This is a genomic window from Arachidicoccus ginsenosidivorans (genome assembly GCF_007971385.1).
Taxonomy (GTDB): domain Bacteria; phylum Bacteroidota; class Bacteroidia; order Chitinophagales; family Chitinophagaceae; genus Arachidicoccus; species Arachidicoccus ginsenosidivorans.
Map to the genome: position 1 here is coordinate 5,205,250 of NZ_CP042434.1, position 17,006 is coordinate 5,222,255.

A 17,006-nucleotide genomic window follows, 5' to 3' on the forward strand; every position below is an offset into this window, starting at 1 on the left:
ATGGGTAATATGGGTAATCTATGGCATCATATGCCTTACCCTACAGACAATATATTTTTGGGGGAGTCCACCCCATCTCCTACTACCTGGCTCAGGCAGCTGGTTGAGTTTCTAAGTCTTATTTATTTGGGGGTTACAGCTCTGGTTATTATTTATTGCATTATGCGACCAAAAGCAGTAATTAAACAAAATCCAACTAACAGATTAGTCGCTGAATCTCCTGACCTTGGCGAGACCAACTTAGTAAAAGAGCGGATTAATGGGAGCGCACAAGCGACATCAGTTACTACTCCAGCCAGCTCCATCCCGACGAGTCATCAAAATCAGGATGCAGATCAGGCTGTTGATTTTTTACAAAGACTGTTAGTGTTATTTGAATTGGGTAAAATGGGACAGGCAACCATTCAAGGAGTGGGTTATACAGGGGCCTTTATTGGCCGTCACCCCTTTTTAAAACTACATTTACTGATTAACCAAAAGGGGAAATCTCCGCTGAAGCTAGTAGCCTGCACTTTAGTTAACAAACACCTTATCCCTCGTATCGGGGATCATTGCAACATCATGTATCTATCAGGAGATCATCCAATTGTGGTTATTTTGGATTTTATGTGACCGGTAAGTGTGAGCAAGTTCTTATTTGTCCATTCATCATCTTAATTTAAAACGACCCGCCCAATTACTCGCGCCAAACAAGGTTAACGTGTCACAAACTACTTTAGGATTATTTTTAATATAATTCTTGGGGGGGGGGACTTAGCCCTTCCTAATGATTTAAAGCAAAGACGTTCGCAGTATTTACAAAATCGTTCAGAGAAATGATACGAATAGAAACAATATATCTGTCTGTTTGTGCATCTATTACGGATTCACACATTTACGGATGCACCCGTTAAAATAAACAAGTTAATTTATTTCCATCATCCATAAAACGACAACAGGCCTTGAAGGCTATGCCTAGCACTCAAAGCCTGTTGTACATATCACTGACACTTATTTATTTTTCTAAGAAAGTAAAATAGGAGCTATAATACAATTGACTTCTCTTTCTTTTGTCGTCTTTTTTAACTTTTAACTTTCCCATTTTAAACACCTCATTATTAACAAGCTGTATCAGTCTGATTACTGCAATACAGCTGCCCAACCACCATTACGCACCATTTTAATGGTCATTGTATCTCCGGCTTTTACCTGCTTTGTTTTTTTGCGGTAATCCATCCCCTGGTGGCCTGCATTGATGCCATCCTCAAAATAGGTCATGGTATAAGTCTTGCCTTTTGCCAGGAAATCAAAATGGAGGGTAACTTCCCGCTCCTTTTCCTTGCCATTAGTAATGCCACCTATAAACCACTTTTGGCCTTTACGCTTAGCGACTACTGCAATCTCACCCGCCTTGGCTTCCAGGGCCCTGGTTTCATCCCAGGTGGTGGGTACACTGGTAATAAAGGCCGTACAGTCGGGATTACGATAATACAGGGTTGGATTATCACAGAGCATCTGGATACCGCTTTCAAAAACAACATAGAGTGCCATTTGATTGACTCTTGTACCGACTGCCGCCGCATTGGGCCTTTCTGCCCGGTACACATCTGGTTGCATATTGATCATGGCACCCGGGGTAAAATCCATTGGTCCAACTGCATTGCGGATAAAGGGTTGAAAGGTGCTATTATCAGGTGTACAATTACCCATTTGCTCTAGCCCAAGGACACCTTCATAAGAAAGCAAATTGGGATAGTTGTATTCCAGACCGGAAGGCTTGAATGCCCCGTGGAAATCCACAAAAATGTGGTATTTGGCAGCTTCTTTAATTACATCCTCATAATAATTGACCATCCACTGGTCGCTACGGTCCATAAAATCAATTTTTACGCCTTTGACGCCCCATTCATGGAAGGTTTTAAACAGATCCATGTTGTTGTGAACCGTAAGCCAGGTCAGCCAAAGTACTATGCCCACGCCTTTGCTTTTACCATAACGGATCAGTTCCTTCACGTTTACGTTCGGGTTGGGGGTATATGGATCGGTTGTGCTTTTGGCCCAACCCTCATCCATTACAATATACTTCACTCCGTATTTAGCAGCAAAGTCAATAAAGTATTTATAGGTATCCAGGTTATAACCGGATACAAAGTTTACATCTGGGCCATAAGGTGTAGCACCGTTCCACCATTCCCAGCTGGCCTGTCCTGGCTGAATCCAGGATGGGTCAGCTATTTTGCTGTTACCTGCCAGACGTAGCGTCATGGTATTTTCAAGGATCTGGCCATCACTTGAGGTAATTACAAAATAACGCCAGGGAAAACTGCGCGTTCCTGTTGTCTGAGCAATATAATCTGCTGATTGTAATATTTTCAGGCTGCGGTCACCATCCGGGCCAAACTTTAAGGGAACCGGTGGAAAAACACTTTTGACACCATTTTGGCCGCTACCCTTTAAAAACATACCGGGATAATCGTGTAAATCTGATTCACTGATCAGAATTTTATAGGGTGATTTTGTATCAATTAATACCGGCAGATGCGCCATTTTATCCGTTGGCTTCCAGGTAAGGGAAGCTACCTGCTGGTACCTTTCTTCATAAGAGGTTTTAAAGCCACCACACTCCTGTAATGTCAGCTCATAGTCTTTGGGGAAGTTTAGGGTAAAATCCTCATTATGCACCTGAATAGTCCCTTTTTTGTCTGTAATAAACCGGTAGGCAATGCCATCGTCAAAGGCCCTGAATTCTACCTGATAACCACCTTTAAAGCTCAGTAGCAGATCATTATAATGATTGGTCACGCTGGAGAACTTCAAAGAAACATACGGTTTGATCACATTATTGACGGTGGATCTTTTGGCGGATACTAACTGAGGATTTTCCCCTAATACACCGTCGCCCAGATCTAAGCCCATGTGGTTTTTGTCTAAAAGCAACTGGTCTGCTGCAAAGACGGAGTAATAAATTTTATTGCCCAACTCAATGGACGCTTTCAGCTGTCCATTTGGGGAGACAAGATCCAACTTTTTACTTTGGGCATTACTCTGGAAGTAGAGTCCCAATAATAAAAACAGTAATAACGTGATTTTCTTTTGCAATTGCATAGTTGAATTATAAACTTATGATTAAAATAGTTTTTATAATGCTGTCGATACGCTAATTTAATGTATAACCCTGACCTGAAATAAACCTGATTCTGTATACAGTACTTAAGTTACAAAGTAACCTCCTCATAAATTCCCACTCAAATTCCCACTCATATCCGCCTCAAATCCGTCTAAAATCTGGAGGCTCCTCCCTATCCATAATTTAAAGTATAAGCCAAAACTTCCGAGTCGCAACGTCCCTCTTAAAAACTTCAGGCTGGACTTAACATGAATCCGCCTGATACCACTCAGGCGCATCTGAATATTTGCCTAAAAATAAACTAACTCCTACAAAATAATTCAATTTTTGTTTTAAACTCCCACTATTAGTCACATAAGTCCTTATGAACCACTAGTTACCTAAAAAACTTTATTTGGTATATAGATAAATATTTACCATCCTTTCCCATTCTAAAATAAGAAAAAAGGATTTCCTTTAACTTGTCCAAATAACAGTGGTCTCTAAGTTAGGCAATTATCCGAAAAATTGACACTATTGAGGAACATTGACAGCAATATTTAAAACTCATGCACATTTACAGCTCGCGATCTATCTTTAAGATGAAAAGCTATTATATTATATTATATTGTTTTGCTTATTTTGGAGGTCAAAATGAATGGATTTCTCTAAGACACTAAAAGCAGCATTTTGCCAGTCAATCATCAATTCATAAATACCTTTTGTTAGCTTCAAATAATTATCAACAGAATATTGATAGTTATTGTTTCACCACACTCCAAAGTAGTTTACGCAAAATGGATTCGATTTGAATTAGAAATCATTATTTTGAGCGTTAGGTTTAAATAGGAATTATCTAAAACAAATTGCAGAAGAATTTAAAATTATAACCTCCTAATTAAAACAAAAAACGAATAAATTAAATAGTCCAAATAATCATTTTTGTTGTTACTACAGGCATTATCTTTTACAAATCAAAAAGAAAATTCAGAAGCGTAATTTTTTAAATAATTATAGGAGGTCTGAACAAATTCCTTCTTAAACAACTCTTTCTTGCGTAAATTCCAATTTGCAATACACTCCATAACTTCATCAAATGAATAACCTGGATTTTCAGCGATAATATAATCAACAGTTGCCAAAATCTCTAAGGAAAGTTCGGAGTTATAATCAGACAAAAATTGTCCTAGACTCTTCACCCGTTGAGCATCCTCGAATTTCATAATAAAGTTTACATAATGATCAACTTCTGCCCATTTATCATAATTAAGTTTCAACGGCTCAAATGGTCTGATTTGCCCTTGTTCCATCCCTTTAAGATATGTGGCTCATTTAGGGAATCATAAAGAATTCTGGGACAAAATGGAAGCCCATATAGATGAAATCCCTAAAAAGAAAAGAGTCTTCTTGTGCGACGGCGCAACCTGGATCTGGAATCGAGTAGAAGATTCTTATCAAGACAGCGTTCAAATCGTAGACTACTTTCATGCGAAGGAACACTTATCAGATGTGGTTAGCCCCATATTGACAAAACAAGAAAAATCCGGATGGCTTAAGGGGCAAGAAGCTCATCTATTTCAAGATGACGTGCAGGCAGTCATTAAAGAATTAAATCGACTCAAAAAAATCCAACCAAAGCAAGAAGATTTACTGGAACGCGAAATCAATTATTTCACAAAACATGAACACCGAATGCAGTACGGGTCTTTTCGGAAAAAAGGCTATCTGATCGGATCAGGACCAATAGAAAGTGCTCATCGAAAAGTAATTCAACAGCGTCTAAAACTTTCTGGACAACGATGGACTATGGCCGGATTGCAAGCGATGGTCACCCTGCGCGTGGCATATTTAAGCGGGGAATGGCCGTTGCTAATAGATTTAATCAAAAAGGCATCTTAAAGGGATATTTGTCGTACGCCCCGGCAGGCCTTGACCTGCTTACTAATATAGCAATCAATATTTTATCATTTTAGGTAAGCAATCTCAGTTATTTCTACCCGTTTTTTAAGCCCTAAATGGCTATTTTCTATATGATTAGGCATAGCTCCGCCCTTAGGCCGGCTTGGACGGGTTTTTAAACGACCATTTTCAGTAAATCCTCCGCCCTTTCCTTCTGACTTTCAATAGGAGGTCCTCTATGATCTACGCTGACCAGCTTTTCAAGCGTCTCTCTTCCTTGGGCATGGACATTTTCGTGGATTAAAGAATTCAGGTTTTGGGCCTTTTTTCTTTTTGACTTTCTTCTCCGGTAGTAACGATCTGATTAAAGGAATGGTATCTTTTTTTGAGGCATTGCTAAGAAAACCGTAATGGCGTATGCGAACGAGCCCCCGGTCTAAAATGTGCATTGCAAAACGCCTGACAAATTCAGTAGCCTCAAGTGTCATCACCTTTTTTTTGCCCTGTTCCTTGTAGTCTTTATATGAAAAACTTACTTTACCTCCGCTGACATCCTGCAGCCGGTGGTTGCTAATAGCAACTTTGTGCGTATACCTTCCCAGGTATTCAATCACGGAGTGTACAGATTCAAATGGTCGTTTTGCATACACCAACCAGTTCTTGCCATAGAGTTCGTTTATTAGATCCTGCGTTAATAGATCGGGGATTTGAATTTTCAGTTCGCTTATAAATCTGGCTCGAAATACTTTACTCATGGCTTGGACATTAAACAAGTATTTGCTTTGCGTTTTGGACATAATCCATCTTCCATCCTTAGTGAGCCCACCGCCAGGTACCAGGCAATGCAAATGTGGATGTAAGTTTAACGTCTGCCCCCAAGTGTGCAAAATAGCGATCATGCCCGTCTGTGCACCCAACCATTTCTTATCATGTCCGAAGGTATTAATAACACTCCAGGCTGTTTTGAATAAGATATCATACAATACCCTACCTTTAAACAGACAAAATCTGTTTAAAGTGTCTGGAATCGTAAAGACAACATGAAAGTAAGGCACCCGTTTTGGCTAGAGTTCCTCCTCCCGAGCCTGAATCCATTCTTCCCTTTTTTGTCCCTGACACTTCGGGCAATTCCTGTTCCTACACGAATTATAGGACACTACTAATTGCCCACAATTAGTACATCCATCAATATGCCCTCCAAGGGATGCTGTCCTGCATCTTTTAATAGCACTAAGCGCTCTTAGCTGCCAGCTATTAAGATGACTCTTTTGCCGTATCTGTGACCAATATTTATTTAGAATATCCGCCATTACATATTTGGGAACCATAATTACTGAAGATTGAAGACTAGATCAACAGGAGAAACCTCTTTCTGGACGGGGATGGAAACTAGTTGAAGATAAATCATGGTTGTTTTAATATCTGAATGTCCCATATATTGTTGAACGGAGGGCAAAGGTGTATGGTTTTCAACGAGTAAGGTGGCATAGCTGTGGCGTAAGCTATGCGGAGTCACCTTTTTAGTGATCCCAGCAGCCTTAACGGCTGCCTTAAGCACCTGATTGATTCCTGCAATAGGAATAGCACAACCTGAATATTTAAGATCTTCAAATACAAATTTTTGGGGACTCCAATAATCAAGGTGTGTCTTTAACTATCCAAGGACTCCTTTGCTGGTAGGGATGCTCCGATCCTTGTTTCGCTTACTTTCTCGTACATGAAGCCTGGAGCGTTCAAAGTCAATATCACCAACTTCCAAGGCAGGAACTTCGCTGATACGTAAACCGCAGTCAAGCATTAAGGCGATTATTAAGGCATATACCTTGTTGTAATGAGCGACTGCAATAAGCAGGGCCTTGGCTTCCTTCATATTCAGCACGACTGGTAATTTTTTGCATTTGGAAGCTTTGGCAATTTGAAATGCTCATAAGGAAGGTCATAAACTTTGCAAGCGGCACGCAGTGCATGGACGGTTAAAATAAAAAAAGTCTTGGAGACGTTCTTGGATTTTTTCTTTAGGTACAAATAATCGGTCACCTGATCAGCTGAAAGTCGAAGTGGATTTTCATTAAAATGCAGTGCCATATGCGCCAAATGCCGAATATAGTTAACGCAGGTGCTATCGGACTTGCCATTAATCACTAAATTCTTCTCTAGTTTGACCTTAAGATCACAAAAACCTTCTACATTTCTGGTAGCTCACCAACAATAGTAATTCTTTTAGGCCTAATAGGGCTAACCGTAGTGTAATTTTGCATATTTAATTAGAGTTAAAAAAGCAAAAAAAGCACTCCATTGAAAATGGAGTGCTTTACACTACTGGTTATTATCCACATTATGTTAACACTCGCTTAGAAATACAAGAATACCAATTTTGTAGGCAGGCAGCTTTTTAAAGCGCATTTATCAATAAAAATCCGCAAAATCAGCTCGCGAAAAAATGGGAATTTGCTCCAAAAATAAAATAATCCTCTGTAATACCCGCCACCAGCGCATTTTAGAAATGCTAAAAAACGGGAATTTTCTCCACCAATTTTTTGGTAATTTTCTTGGTGATTCATTTCATTTTTCTCATCTTTGCATTAGAAATCAGTAGCGCTTGTAGCAGAAGAACTGTTTTAACAGGTTTAATATAATACAGCCGCTCTTTTCTAAAGTAAGTAATTAAGCTTTGCCGCTTTGCCAAAAAGCAAGCTCAATAAAGTAGTTTAAATAATCAATAAGGTGATACAGCAGGGTAATACAGCAGATGATTACCACTGTGTTGTTATAGGCATTTTATGCCTACTAGAAAATGAATGAATAGACAATGACTAAACCCTACATAAAAGGCTATAAGTTTCGCATCTACCCCAATAAGGAGCAGATGCGCTTTTTGGCCAATCAATTTGGCTGTAGCCGCTATGTCTATAATTACATGCTGGAATGGCATAATAAAGTATATAAGAACGAAAAAAGATGCCTGCACCTTAAGGAAATGAACGCTATGCTACCTGTATTGAAAAAGCAGGAGGAAACCAAGTGGTTGGGCGCAATGATTGCCCAATCACTGCAGATGTCAGTTAAGGATTTAGAAAGTGCATTTAACCGTTATTTTAAAAAGGTCAGTGCGCACCCAACGTTTAAATCCAAATATGACAGGCAATGTTTTAAAATACCCCAAAACTTTAAATTTAAAGACGGTAAAATAAAGATACCTAAGCTTGATAGTTGGATCAAGGTGCATGTGAGCCGGGAGGTAGAAGGGAAGATCCTGTACATGCACATTTCCAAAACACCTACGGATAAATATTATGTATCTCTTACTGTAGCAGGTACAAAAAAAACATTTGAGAAGACCGGTAAACAGGCTGGAATTGATTTGGGCATAAAAGAGGCGGTTATCTTATCAGATGGGACCATATACAAAATATTAAAGCATTTAAATCACTTGAGAAAAAGCTTGCCTATGAACAAAGACAGCTTGCAAAGAAGCAAAAAGGAAGTAATTCCAGGCAACGCCAAAGAAAAAAGGTGGCGTTGCTTCATGAGCGGATAGCCAATATGAGAAAGGATTTTATCAGCAAAATAACTACAGAGATTGTTAAGAACCATGATATTCTGTGTGTAGAGGATCTAGCTGTTGCAAATCTGATCAAAAATCATAAGTTGGCAAAATCCCTGGCGGATGTTTCCTTAGGAAGGATCCGTACAGAACTGAAGTATAAATGTGCATGGCATGACCGGGTCTATATTGAAATAGACCGGTTCTATCCATCCAGTAAGACCTGCTCTGGCTGTGGCTGGATTAAGCAGGATCTGACCCTGGCTGACAGGTCGTGGACCTGCCAGTCTTGTGGAGCACATCATGATCGGGATATTAATGCCGCTAAAAATATATTAGCCGAAGGCTTAAAAATAATGTCCGGCTGCGGTACTCAGTCGGAGGGTAAACCCAAACAGGTGGAGGCGTCTTCATTGGAGGAGTCTGTGAAGCCTGATAAACCGAAGGGGTAAGTTTAAGTGAAGATTAATCTTCGCTTAGCTACCATGAGGTTTCGTACAATAAAATCTAATTTTAAGGCAAATCTCTTTTACTAACTAAAGTTTTGTCCTTCTTTTTGCCAAATTTGACAATTGAAGATCCTTTGTCTTCCTAAATATCCTCTCTTTTACCTTTAACGTCATATTGCGATCACCATTCTCCTCCCTCAAGATTATCGCCAATTGTTTGCCGTCTGTTATTGTAAAGCGAGGTACAGCCACAATAATTTGCTGTCCATTTACAATTGTACCTACGCTGTTGTTATTTGTTCAGGTAAACCCCATGATTTTATGGCCAAACTTTCCATTTCCTGGTCCTGGATTGCTGTTCGCTTCGACTGTCTATTGTCTCGTATAAATAAACGAAGAGATTCAAATTTATATGGAATACCAGCCTTATTGTGCAATCTAAACTTAAAAAACAACACCTCCTTATTAAAATATATGCCTTCCAACTTTAAAGCAACGCCAAATTTGCTTTTATGAACACTTTTAATAAATGCGGGTTCATCTTTAATGGTTTCCATACACATACCCATTTCAGCATTATTAAGTGCTACCCCCGAAAATTGGACACTCCCTGATTTGCCAACCTTTGAATATTCAGCATTCATACTATTTCTGGGAATAAATTGCTGCTGTTGCTGGTCATTTACGCGCACATTTTCTGGCAATTGTTGGTTTTCCTTTTCGTGCCTAAAATCCAATACCAGATAAGGGGGTCGGATTTATAAGACACATTAAAAGCATACACCTGCCCATCCTTGGTGATTACCGTCAGGCTGGACGGCGCAAATCCGGATCTACCTGCTTTTACTTTTAAAACATTCTCCGCCCCCGCTACCCGGGTTGCCAGTACATAGACTGCTCCTCTATCCGCACTCTGTATGGCTGCGGGGAAAATTAACATGCAGGTCATATTACAACTAACCGCTAAATTTCTGGCAGCCACAATGGGTGTCGACCAGGCCTGCTCAATTGCCACCCTATTTTGCGCCCAAATCCTACAGGGTATAATCAAACCCAGCACCCATATGATGGCCATCCAGTATAAACCTGCGGGCAAGTTACTTAAAGCCTTTTTCGTAGGCCTTTTTGCATTCTTTTTCATTTTCCTAAACTTAATGTTGTTCATAATTATTTATTCTATAGGTCATTTCTATTTTTTAATCATGTTTATTTTCACCGGACAAGCGGCTTATTCGGGCAAATATTATTATCCGGTACTACCCCTTACCATCGACTAGTAAAATGGGATAACCTGCTTTAACAGTAACTCTTATTAGTCGAACTTTTTTGGAGAATAAGCCTTTAACGGCCTCAACGCCAGCTGAGGCTGCCTGAGCAGCCACGCTGGCATCCATGGACATCAGCTCTACACTACTAAGTCCTCTATCTACCCCTTGCTTGGCTGCATCCCGGTTTATTGATCCCGGAATATGTATTCCTTCCAAACCATCCAAGTCAAATACGGTAAGGTTCACCGGTAACAACTGTTTTTTATACCTGATATGATTTATGGCCACACGCAACCGCTCACCTCTTACCTGGCAGTTACCAAAGACAAAACTTCCTTTAGGAATCAGCATGTCATTTAAGTGGATATCCTTATCCAGGCGTAACTTTACGGTGCCACCGCTAACAATGGTCTGATTAGTAGCCACGGATGCAGGGATTGTAAGGGCCGTAACCTTCTGATGCTTGGCTTTTTTATCAATGCCATTTCTGTTATCAGTAGTATAAGTATCCTCATAAGCAGGATCATCATAGCTTTCATCTCCACCATTATCATTGCTACCATTACCATCAATATCATAAAAGGCGCCTTTTATAGACCCAGCCGGTAATTTTTCTTTAATTTTGTTATTGGTTGGATTATTATTAGACTTATAATCAGCAAGTTGAACGGTATTTAAACCTGGGCTTTCCATCTCGCAGTCCATCCTTTGCTTCTGCCCATCCAATTTATCCACCCACTCGCTTTTCTTTATCGGCTCTTCCTTATCAAGCTGACTACGTGCGTATATATCCTTATTAGGTATAGACAATAGCGGCACTTTAGTCTCCGTCTTGTCCGGGGTCAGGTGGTAGATAATGCCCGACTGGCTACGCTCAACATTATTGCCGGCACCCTTAACTAATAAGTCTGCCTTACTTAATGGCGCTCCTTCCTCACTTCCTGCAACATTTCTTTCAACCTCTGCTTGCACCACTTTTTGCCCTCCCGCCTGATTTTTACCATACGGATACCCTTGCTGAATGGCCAGTACTTTATCCAACATGCTATTAATCTGATTGGTCTGTTGTGAGTCACCCAGGTCATTTGAAGCAGCAATCATTGTCTTAAGTCGGTTCAATTCAATCAGCTTGTTGGCATTGTCGGCCGCTCCAGTCGCTACTGCTCCTGGATGTAGCCCATAAGTTGCTGGATAGCTTCCTTGTTCAGGTGGCCAGCTGGATCTGCCCATGGATTTTCCAGCGCTTGCTATTATTTTTTGTAAAGCCGCAAGTTTTTGTTCCACTTTAAGGTATTGGGATCTTCATAGCAATCCTCGCCCAAAATCAAATCCTGGGATTTACCCCCGGCATGCCCCAGACTATCAGTAGCATTTGGATAGGCAAAACTTCCTAAAACGTCTAGGCTATCACTGCCTCGGTAATAACCATCCTGCTGCTTTGCATTATACCGGTCAGCACCCAGCTTTGCTGCTTCACGGTAGGCCGTCATCTTATCTGACATACCACTGGCTAAATCCGCCTTTGGAATTGTGGTATTTATACCGGCTCCTGTTGCCTTGCTTTTGTCGTTATTATTTCCATCCGAGTTCACTGCCGCCAGTCCACCACCCCCCAGTGCCCAGAAAGCCATAGAAACAAAAGGCAGGACAAGTAGTGGTAATACCAAAAGTAACTGCCGCTTCTTTTTCAGCTCAGCAGTAATTACAATAGATGAGTTTTGCCTTAGTTTAGTATTAGAAGATAAGGTTTTATTCATTAAATTATATTCTTTATCTGTCTGATAATTAGTAGTATTATAACATTTATTTGAACTAAATAAATTATCAGAAGATGGGCTAAAATCAGTTTTATTGGTAGAATTATGGGCAGTCGACCCAAATTCTACTATTGGTAACTGGTCTTGATCGGAATTTTGTTTCTGATACTGGTCCATGTTCTGACCCTGTTGAGCGAATTGATTCTCTTCTCCACCCAGATTAACTTTGCACAAATCTTCCCGACCATTTTGCAGATCTTGACTCGAATCATTTCCGAGTTGCTTACCGGATTCTTCCGTATTTGACCATCGAGGCTGTTCCAAATATTGACGTATATCCTGCCATAAATCTGGCTTTTCAATATTATTTTTATTTTTGTTTACATATTGCTTATCAATATTTTCCATAATTTAAATACAATTTTAATTGATGAATATTTAATTTTATTGTACCAACCTGAATTACCACTTGTAAGTGTTACGCATTCGGGGTTGCTTTAATACCCAGTGCGACCTGTGCCCCTGTTGGTTGTTTGCAGATCCCGGTTTTCAAGAACGCGCCAGCGTTCTATTAAAAAACCATGTGGATTATGATCACTTCGGGTTATGTTGCGCAAAAAGCCTTCTGTAACCAAACTGCGGGTAACAATAACGGTTGGGCGGATGATCTTCTCTGTACCGTAATACTTAAAATAATAGGGATACTGATTCATATTAAAATGTATACTATCCGCTGTAACTTCCTGACTGATATTGCCGGATATAATTTCACCATAATAATGACTTTCTTTCAGGTCCTGGTATTTGGACCTGGCGGAGCCATCAGCCAGATAAAGTGCCTCGGCAATATGGGCATTAATCACCTTTTCATCTGGATCCAGGCTAAAAAAATAATGATGGAACATCTTAATGTGATCTTTTGCCTCAACAGGTATATTTTCCTTTCTTTCAGCAGAGAAGGCTTCAATGGCTTTACCATTCGCTACAAGATAGATTCGGGACGCTGCACGGCTGACCATCTGGTAACTCTTGGCCACCATATAGCAGCAAGTTGCCATGGAGGCAATAACAACTATAATCGTCAAACGTTTGACATGCTGAAAGGCCTTATCGATGTTTTTTAACTGCTCAAACATATTATAGGGGGTTTTAGTTTTTAAATTTTGTATTGATATTAAATAGATTATAACTATTATTTGAATATTTAATTTATATAAAAAGATAACCTATTATCCAAACTCAATGCCTACTTTTTTATCTTAAAATCCTTGGCCACCTGCGCTGCGGACGCTGTGGTTACTTTCGGTGCCAGCCGATTTTACCATACTTACCGTTTTTTCAGAAGAGGCCATGGTAATGGTATTTATCCGGGTAAGCAGGCTATGCTGGCCGGCCACATGTACAATATGGCTGGCAATACTGGGCACTGTGGTATATCCCACAATGGCAATCAACATAAAAATGACGTAGGCTGAGCTGCTAAAAAAATCCTGATCGATTGTCAACATATGCTCCAGGATTTTAGAGGTGATTGCTCCAAATATATTGGCTACGGGTAGCCACATATAGATATTTATATAGCGTGCAAACCAGTTGGAAAGCGTATGTTTAAATCCATCAAATACACTTAAGCCTAATACAATGGGACCTAATATCACCAGGATAATCAGATAAAAGGTTCTTATTGTATTAATACAAAGAGCTGCCGCTTCATAAATAATATTTACAAGAGAAACAACTACCGTCTTGAAAGTGAGCTGGATATTTAAAAAAGAAAAGGATGATTTTAGCCCCGCTGAAAAGCCGGTGCTGTCAGTATTATCTATGGGTATTTCTCCAGTTCCATCAGGCTGTTCGTATTCACTCAGATGATTGTCTGTGGGGACTAATCCGGCCGGCGCCGGATTATTTGCCAAGGCCTGCTGGTGCTCAATATGGAGCAGGATGGCCCGCTTACTGTCCCCCGCAAGTGATCTTGTGGCCACATCAATGGGTCTTAAGATCCCATTCATAAGGCTTATCATGGGCATAAAAAACAAAATGACCAGGCCCAACGCAAAGGGGCGCAACAGCGGATAAAAGTCAATAGGCTCTGCCCTGGCGATATGACGCCAGACCCGAACGGCGATATACCAGAGAGCTGCAAAGCCGGCCAGCACTCTGGCGACTCCGATAAGCCTTTCCGCCATCGGGATCATCTCATCATAGAGGCCGTCCAGTACACCGTAAAGACCCGTCAGGCCCCCACCGCTGCTGCTGCTGACATTGTCTGCAGTGTGACCTGTCGTCGGGAAAAAGCTTAGCCCTATTAAGAGTAGCCACAATGCTATCCATTGAATGCGTTTGCTACTCCAGCCTTTTTTAAGATTAGGGTTGATTTTTATTTTAAAGTAGCATTCATTTTCCTTTGCTTTTTAATGCTTATGAACCTGTTCATTCTATTTTTACTTAAGGTGTATAGTTAATTTCCATATGGCTCATCTTGCGCATAGAATTATTTCAGTCCCTGCATTTGCTGGTACTTATTGAGATCTTTAGTCAGATTTTCTCGCATACGCGCTAAACTGCTCACCCGGCGATTAAAATCCATTAGAAATCGAAGCATATTATGGGTGTCCTTATAAAGTCGGTTAATTTCTGTAATACGTTCATCATCGGACATCCGAAGTTTACCCCCCGTTAATACGGTAGCAAGTGCATCTATATTATCTACGCTTTTGTTTACCAAGTTGTTATAAACCTTACCTAAATAATTCAATTCAGCGGTTCTGAACTTTCCACAACTTTTAAAATAGGTAAAGGCATTTTTGTACTGCTTCACAAGGCTAAGCTCATCTGTGATAATATCCGGCACCCTGCGATATCTGGCAATGGAGGGATTGACCAGTAAAAGGCCATCTATAAAGGCTTCATGCAGGCTGAAATTACCTGAAGCAATTTGTTTCACTGTACTATACCCTTTATTCAGGATCTCATAGGACGTTTGCAAATCACTTAATAGCTGCTTAAACTGGGAGAGTTTGGTTACGTCCAGCAAAAGTTGCTGGACGGCTGCTGACTGTCCATATACTTTAGGAGTAAATGCTTCAATTAAAGAGAGGATCAGATTAGAATTTTCCTCAATAATATACGCGTCAGGTGCTTCTGCCCCGGATCTGACCATTACTTTTATCCCAGTAGTCATGCAGCAACCACCCATTAATAAAAGGCCTGTTTTGCACAGCCCGAGCATAAGTACTTTGCCCAATATTTTTTTTGCATAATCCTTTTATTTAAAATTTTCATTATACCTACCTGCTTTGGAGCATTGTTCGACAAAAGTTATCAGCTCCCCTATCTATTCTGTTAAGCCGTGCTTTTTCTTCTTAGCTGTTTAATCCGCTTCAATTCCATATAGTTGCCTTAGCCACACTGATTCAGCAGCCTGGTGCTGTCTGCTCTGGAGCAAGGCTTCGCTGTGTCTGATAAAAACCAGGATGTCACTATAGTCGCGCTTCACCTTCCCATAAAGTGTTTCAATTTGCTGGATGCGCTCCGCGGTTGTCATTTGAAGCGTATTGTCAGTCACCAATAGCTCCAGGTAGTTAAGCTCTTTGGCTGCTTCTTTTGTTGTTTGTTGCTGAAACGATTTTAGTGAGGCATTTTCTTTAGTGGTTAGCCATCGATTTAAATCTTTACGTGCCATAAGTCGCTTCAGCATCCCTGCGGTTCTGTCCTCCATGGCGGCTATGGCCGCCACCCTGGGGTTATTCTTAACCTCTGGGCTGACCATCGTCATTGTATTAAAATGAATGGCATGCTGTAAAAAATTACTTTCTTTTAAATCAGAGATAGTACTAAGTCCAGAGCGCGCCGTTTGATAGCCCTTTTCTACGGCGATGGCATAGGTTTCAAGCGCGGCAATTTGTGCCAGCAGGTACTTTTTCTGGGTCTTTTTCTGCTTAAACCATTCACTGAATGTCTGTGCCTGCACCTGGCTCATGGCGGCAGCGATCCCAAAGAGGCTGACCAGCAGTAAAATCTTTCTAAGGCTGCTTATTTTAAAATAGTGGTGCATTTTTACGGTTGTTTTTAGCAGCGGCTGCCTTTTATTTGTTTGCTTTATTATTTTGCTTAGTTCCACTGTTTCTATTTTTAGTGATATTTTATACGATTGCTAACTGTAATGATTATCCGCTGTTACTGCTTGTTTACTTTATCTGGGCGCATTAATCTTTCCGCTACTGCATTCCATAAACTTTTTTAGTAATGAGTTCATCTGCTATTCTTGCCGCTCTGCCCAGACTAAGTTGGTAATTATGGGTATTAAACCGTCTTAAATCAGCCAGGTTCTTTTCAATCAGCTTTCCTGCTTTTGTAATGAGCGCCAGTCTTTTGCCATCTGACATCTCAGTCGTTAGTGCGCTACAGGCAATGGTCAACTGATCCAGGTTACGCAGGCTCTCCTCAAGGATCCCTGAATAGATGCGGTACATTTGACTTAGCTCGCCAACGCTAAAATGTGGATCTTTTTTTAACCGGGCCCAGGCCCGGTTATACTCACTGACTAACTGCACCTGCCTTTGGATAATGTCTTTCACCTTCCAATAAGTACTGAGTACACTTTTTACCTGCCACAGTTCCTGGAAGTATTGACTATATAGCTCCTTTTGGCGCCGGGTCCATTCAGCAATATCCTGCAGATGGAGTTTGGTCATGGCATTTTCGATAACTTTCTGGGCATTTTGCAGTCCGATCGTCTTGTTTTGCAGCCGCTGTATTTTTAAATCTATGGCTTTGATAGCCCGGCTGACCAGCCCGGCAACGCTGCCAATTCCTGGAATATCCTGTGCATGTAACCGGTTGGAACCGCCGCCATGAGCCAGTAGTAGCAGTAAACAAAAGCAAACGATCTGCTTTTTTAGCCGAATGATTGTGCTCGGACCAATTTTTTGAAACCGCTGATTCATTTTATTTGATTTATAGATTTATGGATATGGCGCTTTATCCATGATAAAGCGCCCC

15 protein-coding genes and 2 pseudogenes are annotated in these 17,006 nt (G+C 40.6%); 3 read left to right on the plus strand and 14 right to left on the minus strand.

The annotated features are described in order from the left end of the window. On the plus strand, nucleotides 1-612 hold the full coding sequence (locus FSB73_RS20820) for a hypothetical protein (protein ID WP_146786735.1): 612 nt from the start codon (nucleotides 1-3) through the stop codon (nucleotides 610-612). A gap of 507 nt (nucleotides 613-1,119) precedes the next feature. On the opposite strand, the gene FSB73_RS20825 is transcribed toward FSB73_RS20820, so the two are convergent. Both FSB73_RS20825 and FSB73_RS20830 read right to left on the minus strand, forming a co-directional pair. After that, nucleotides 1,120-3,084, minus strand: coding sequence for a glycoside hydrolase family 97 protein (locus FSB73_RS20825; RefSeq protein ID WP_146786738.1), 1,965 nt, complete (start codon nucleotides 3,082-3,084; stop codon nucleotides 1,120-1,122). Between the two features lie 975 nt (nucleotides 3,085-4,059). After that, nucleotides 4,060-4,395, minus strand: coding sequence for a hypothetical protein (locus FSB73_RS20830; RefSeq protein ID WP_192904079.1), 336 nt, complete (start codon nucleotides 4,393-4,395; stop codon nucleotides 4,060-4,062). Between the two features lie 13 nt (nucleotides 4,396-4,408). On the opposite strand from FSB73_RS20830, the gene FSB73_RS20835 reads away from it, so the two are divergent. Then, a complete protein-coding gene (locus FSB73_RS20835; protein ID WP_225974233.1) occupies nucleotides 4,409-4,984 on the plus strand; it encodes a UPF0236 family transposase-like protein in 576 nt (191 codons plus the stop codon). Between the two features lie 175 nt (nucleotides 4,985-5,159). Here the strand turns inward: FSB73_RS20835 and FSB73_RS20840 are convergent. The 3 genes and pseudogenes from FSB73_RS20840 to FSB73_RS27830 form a co-directional block, all read right to left on the minus strand. Beyond that, nucleotides 5,160-6,312: pseudogene (locus FSB73_RS20840) on the minus strand (IS91 family transposase). A 2-nt stretch (nucleotides 6,313-6,314) separates the two neighbouring features. Further along, the gene (locus tag FSB73_RS27825) at nucleotides 6,315-6,542 is read right to left on the minus strand and encodes a tyrosine-type recombinase/integrase (protein WP_158639641.1); all 228 of its coding nucleotides are present in this window, start codon (nucleotides 6,540-6,542) and stop codon (nucleotides 6,315-6,317) included. Nucleotides 6,543-6,638: 96 nt separating this feature from the next. Then, entirely contained in the window at nucleotides 6,639-6,854 is a 216-nt protein-coding gene (locus tag FSB73_RS27830) for a tyrosine-type recombinase/integrase (RefSeq protein ID WP_394344859.1), read from the minus strand. A gap of 966 nt (nucleotides 6,855-7,820) precedes the next feature. On the opposite strand from FSB73_RS27830, the pseudogene FSB73_RS27065 reads away from it, so the two are divergent. After that, nucleotides 7,821-8,980, plus strand: a pseudogene (locus tag FSB73_RS27065) (RNA-guided endonuclease TnpB family protein); the annotation flags it as partial. 278 nt (nucleotides 8,981-9,258) lie between these two features. Here FSB73_RS27065 and FSB73_RS27070 read toward each other — a convergent pair. From FSB73_RS27070 to FSB73_RS20910, 9 genes are all read right to left on the minus strand, one after another. Next, a complete protein-coding gene (locus tag FSB73_RS27070) occupies nucleotides 9,259-9,669 on the minus strand; it encodes a DUF4138 domain-containing protein (RefSeq protein WP_146786756.1) in 411 nt (136 codons plus the stop codon). Then, nucleotides 9,660-10,118 (minus strand): DUF4138 domain-containing protein, encoded by a 459-nt coding sequence (locus FSB73_RS27075; RefSeq protein WP_158639643.1) that lies wholly within the window; start codon nucleotides 10,116-10,118, stop codon nucleotides 9,660-9,662. Before FSB73_RS27075 ends, FSB73_RS27070 begins: the two co-directional genes overlap by 10 nt. A gap of 115 nt (nucleotides 10,119-10,233) precedes the next feature. Next, nucleotides 10,234-11,529: a conjugative transposon protein TraM gene (gene traM / locus FSB73_RS20880; RefSeq protein WP_146786762.1), complete on the minus strand. Its 1,296-nt coding sequence runs from the start codon at nucleotides 11,527-11,529 to the stop codon at nucleotides 10,234-10,236. Next, complete coding sequence (locus tag FSB73_RS20885; RefSeq protein ID WP_146786765.1) at nucleotides 11,496-12,410, minus strand: hypothetical protein; 915 nt, start codon at nucleotides 12,408-12,410, stop codon at nucleotides 11,496-11,498. The genes traM and FSB73_RS20885 overlap by 34 nt, the downstream gene beginning before the upstream one ends. Nucleotides 12,411-12,499: 89 nt before the next feature. Then, nucleotides 12,500-13,138: a conjugative transposon protein TraK gene (gene traK / locus FSB73_RS20890; RefSeq protein WP_146786768.1), complete on the minus strand. Its 639-nt coding sequence runs from the start codon at nucleotides 13,136-13,138 to the stop codon at nucleotides 12,500-12,502. A 123-nt stretch (nucleotides 13,139-13,261) separates the two neighbouring features. Beyond that, a complete protein-coding gene (locus tag FSB73_RS20895; RefSeq protein ID WP_225974234.1) occupies nucleotides 13,262-14,326 on the minus strand; it encodes a conjugative transposon protein TraJ in 1,065 nt (354 codons plus the stop codon). Between the two features lie 170 nt (nucleotides 14,327-14,496). Continuing rightward, nucleotides 14,497-15,249, minus strand: a complete 753-nt coding sequence (locus tag FSB73_RS20900) for a TerB family tellurite resistance protein (protein WP_158639644.1) — start codon at nucleotides 15,247-15,249, stop codon at nucleotides 14,497-14,499. 126 nt (nucleotides 15,250-15,375) lie between these two features. Next, the gene (locus FSB73_RS20905; protein WP_146786777.1) at nucleotides 15,376-16,125 is read right to left on the minus strand and encodes a hypothetical protein; all 750 of its coding nucleotides are present in this window, start codon (nucleotides 16,123-16,125) and stop codon (nucleotides 15,376-15,378) included. Nucleotides 16,126-16,222: 97 nt separating this feature from the next. Further along, on the minus strand, nucleotides 16,223-16,951 hold the full coding sequence (locus tag FSB73_RS20910) for a conjugal transfer protein TraI (RefSeq protein WP_146786780.1): 729 nt from the start codon (nucleotides 16,949-16,951) through the stop codon (nucleotides 16,223-16,225). Nucleotides 16,952-17,006 lie beyond the last annotated feature (55 nt).

What these genes read in the sequence shown, in the direction of transcription:
- FSB73_RS27075 (WP_158639643.1), bottom strand. Translation starts at nt 10,118, where the DNA reads ATGAAAAAGAATGCAAAAAGGCCTACGAAAAAGGCTTTAAGTAACTTG.
- FSB73_RS20885 (WP_146786765.1), bottom strand. Translation starts at nt 12,410, where the DNA reads ATGGAAAATATTGATAAGCAATATGTAAACAAAAATAAAAATAATATT.
- traK (WP_146786768.1), bottom strand. Translation starts at nt 13,138, where the DNA reads ATGTTTGAGCAGTTAAAAAACATCGATAAGGCCTTTCAGCATGTCAAA.
- FSB73_RS20820 (WP_146786735.1), top strand. Translation starts at nt 1, where the DNA reads ATGGGTAATATGGGTAATCTATGGCATCATATGCCTTACCCTACAGAC.
- FSB73_RS27830 (WP_394344859.1), bottom strand. Translation starts at nt 6,854, where the DNA reads ATGAAGGAAGCCAAGGCCCTGCTTATTGCAGTCGCTCATTACAACAAG.
- FSB73_RS20825 (WP_146786738.1), bottom strand. Translation starts at nt 3,084, where the DNA reads ATGCAATTGCAAAAGAAAATCACGTTATTACTGTTTTTATTATTGGGA.
- FSB73_RS20830 (WP_192904079.1), bottom strand. Translation starts at nt 4,395, where the DNA reads ATGGAACAAGGGCAAATCAGACCATTTGAGCCGTTGAAACTTAATTAT.
- FSB73_RS20910 (WP_146786780.1), bottom strand. Translation starts at nt 16,951, where the DNA reads ATGAATCAGCGGTTTCAAAAAATTGGTCCGAGCACAATCATTCGGCTA.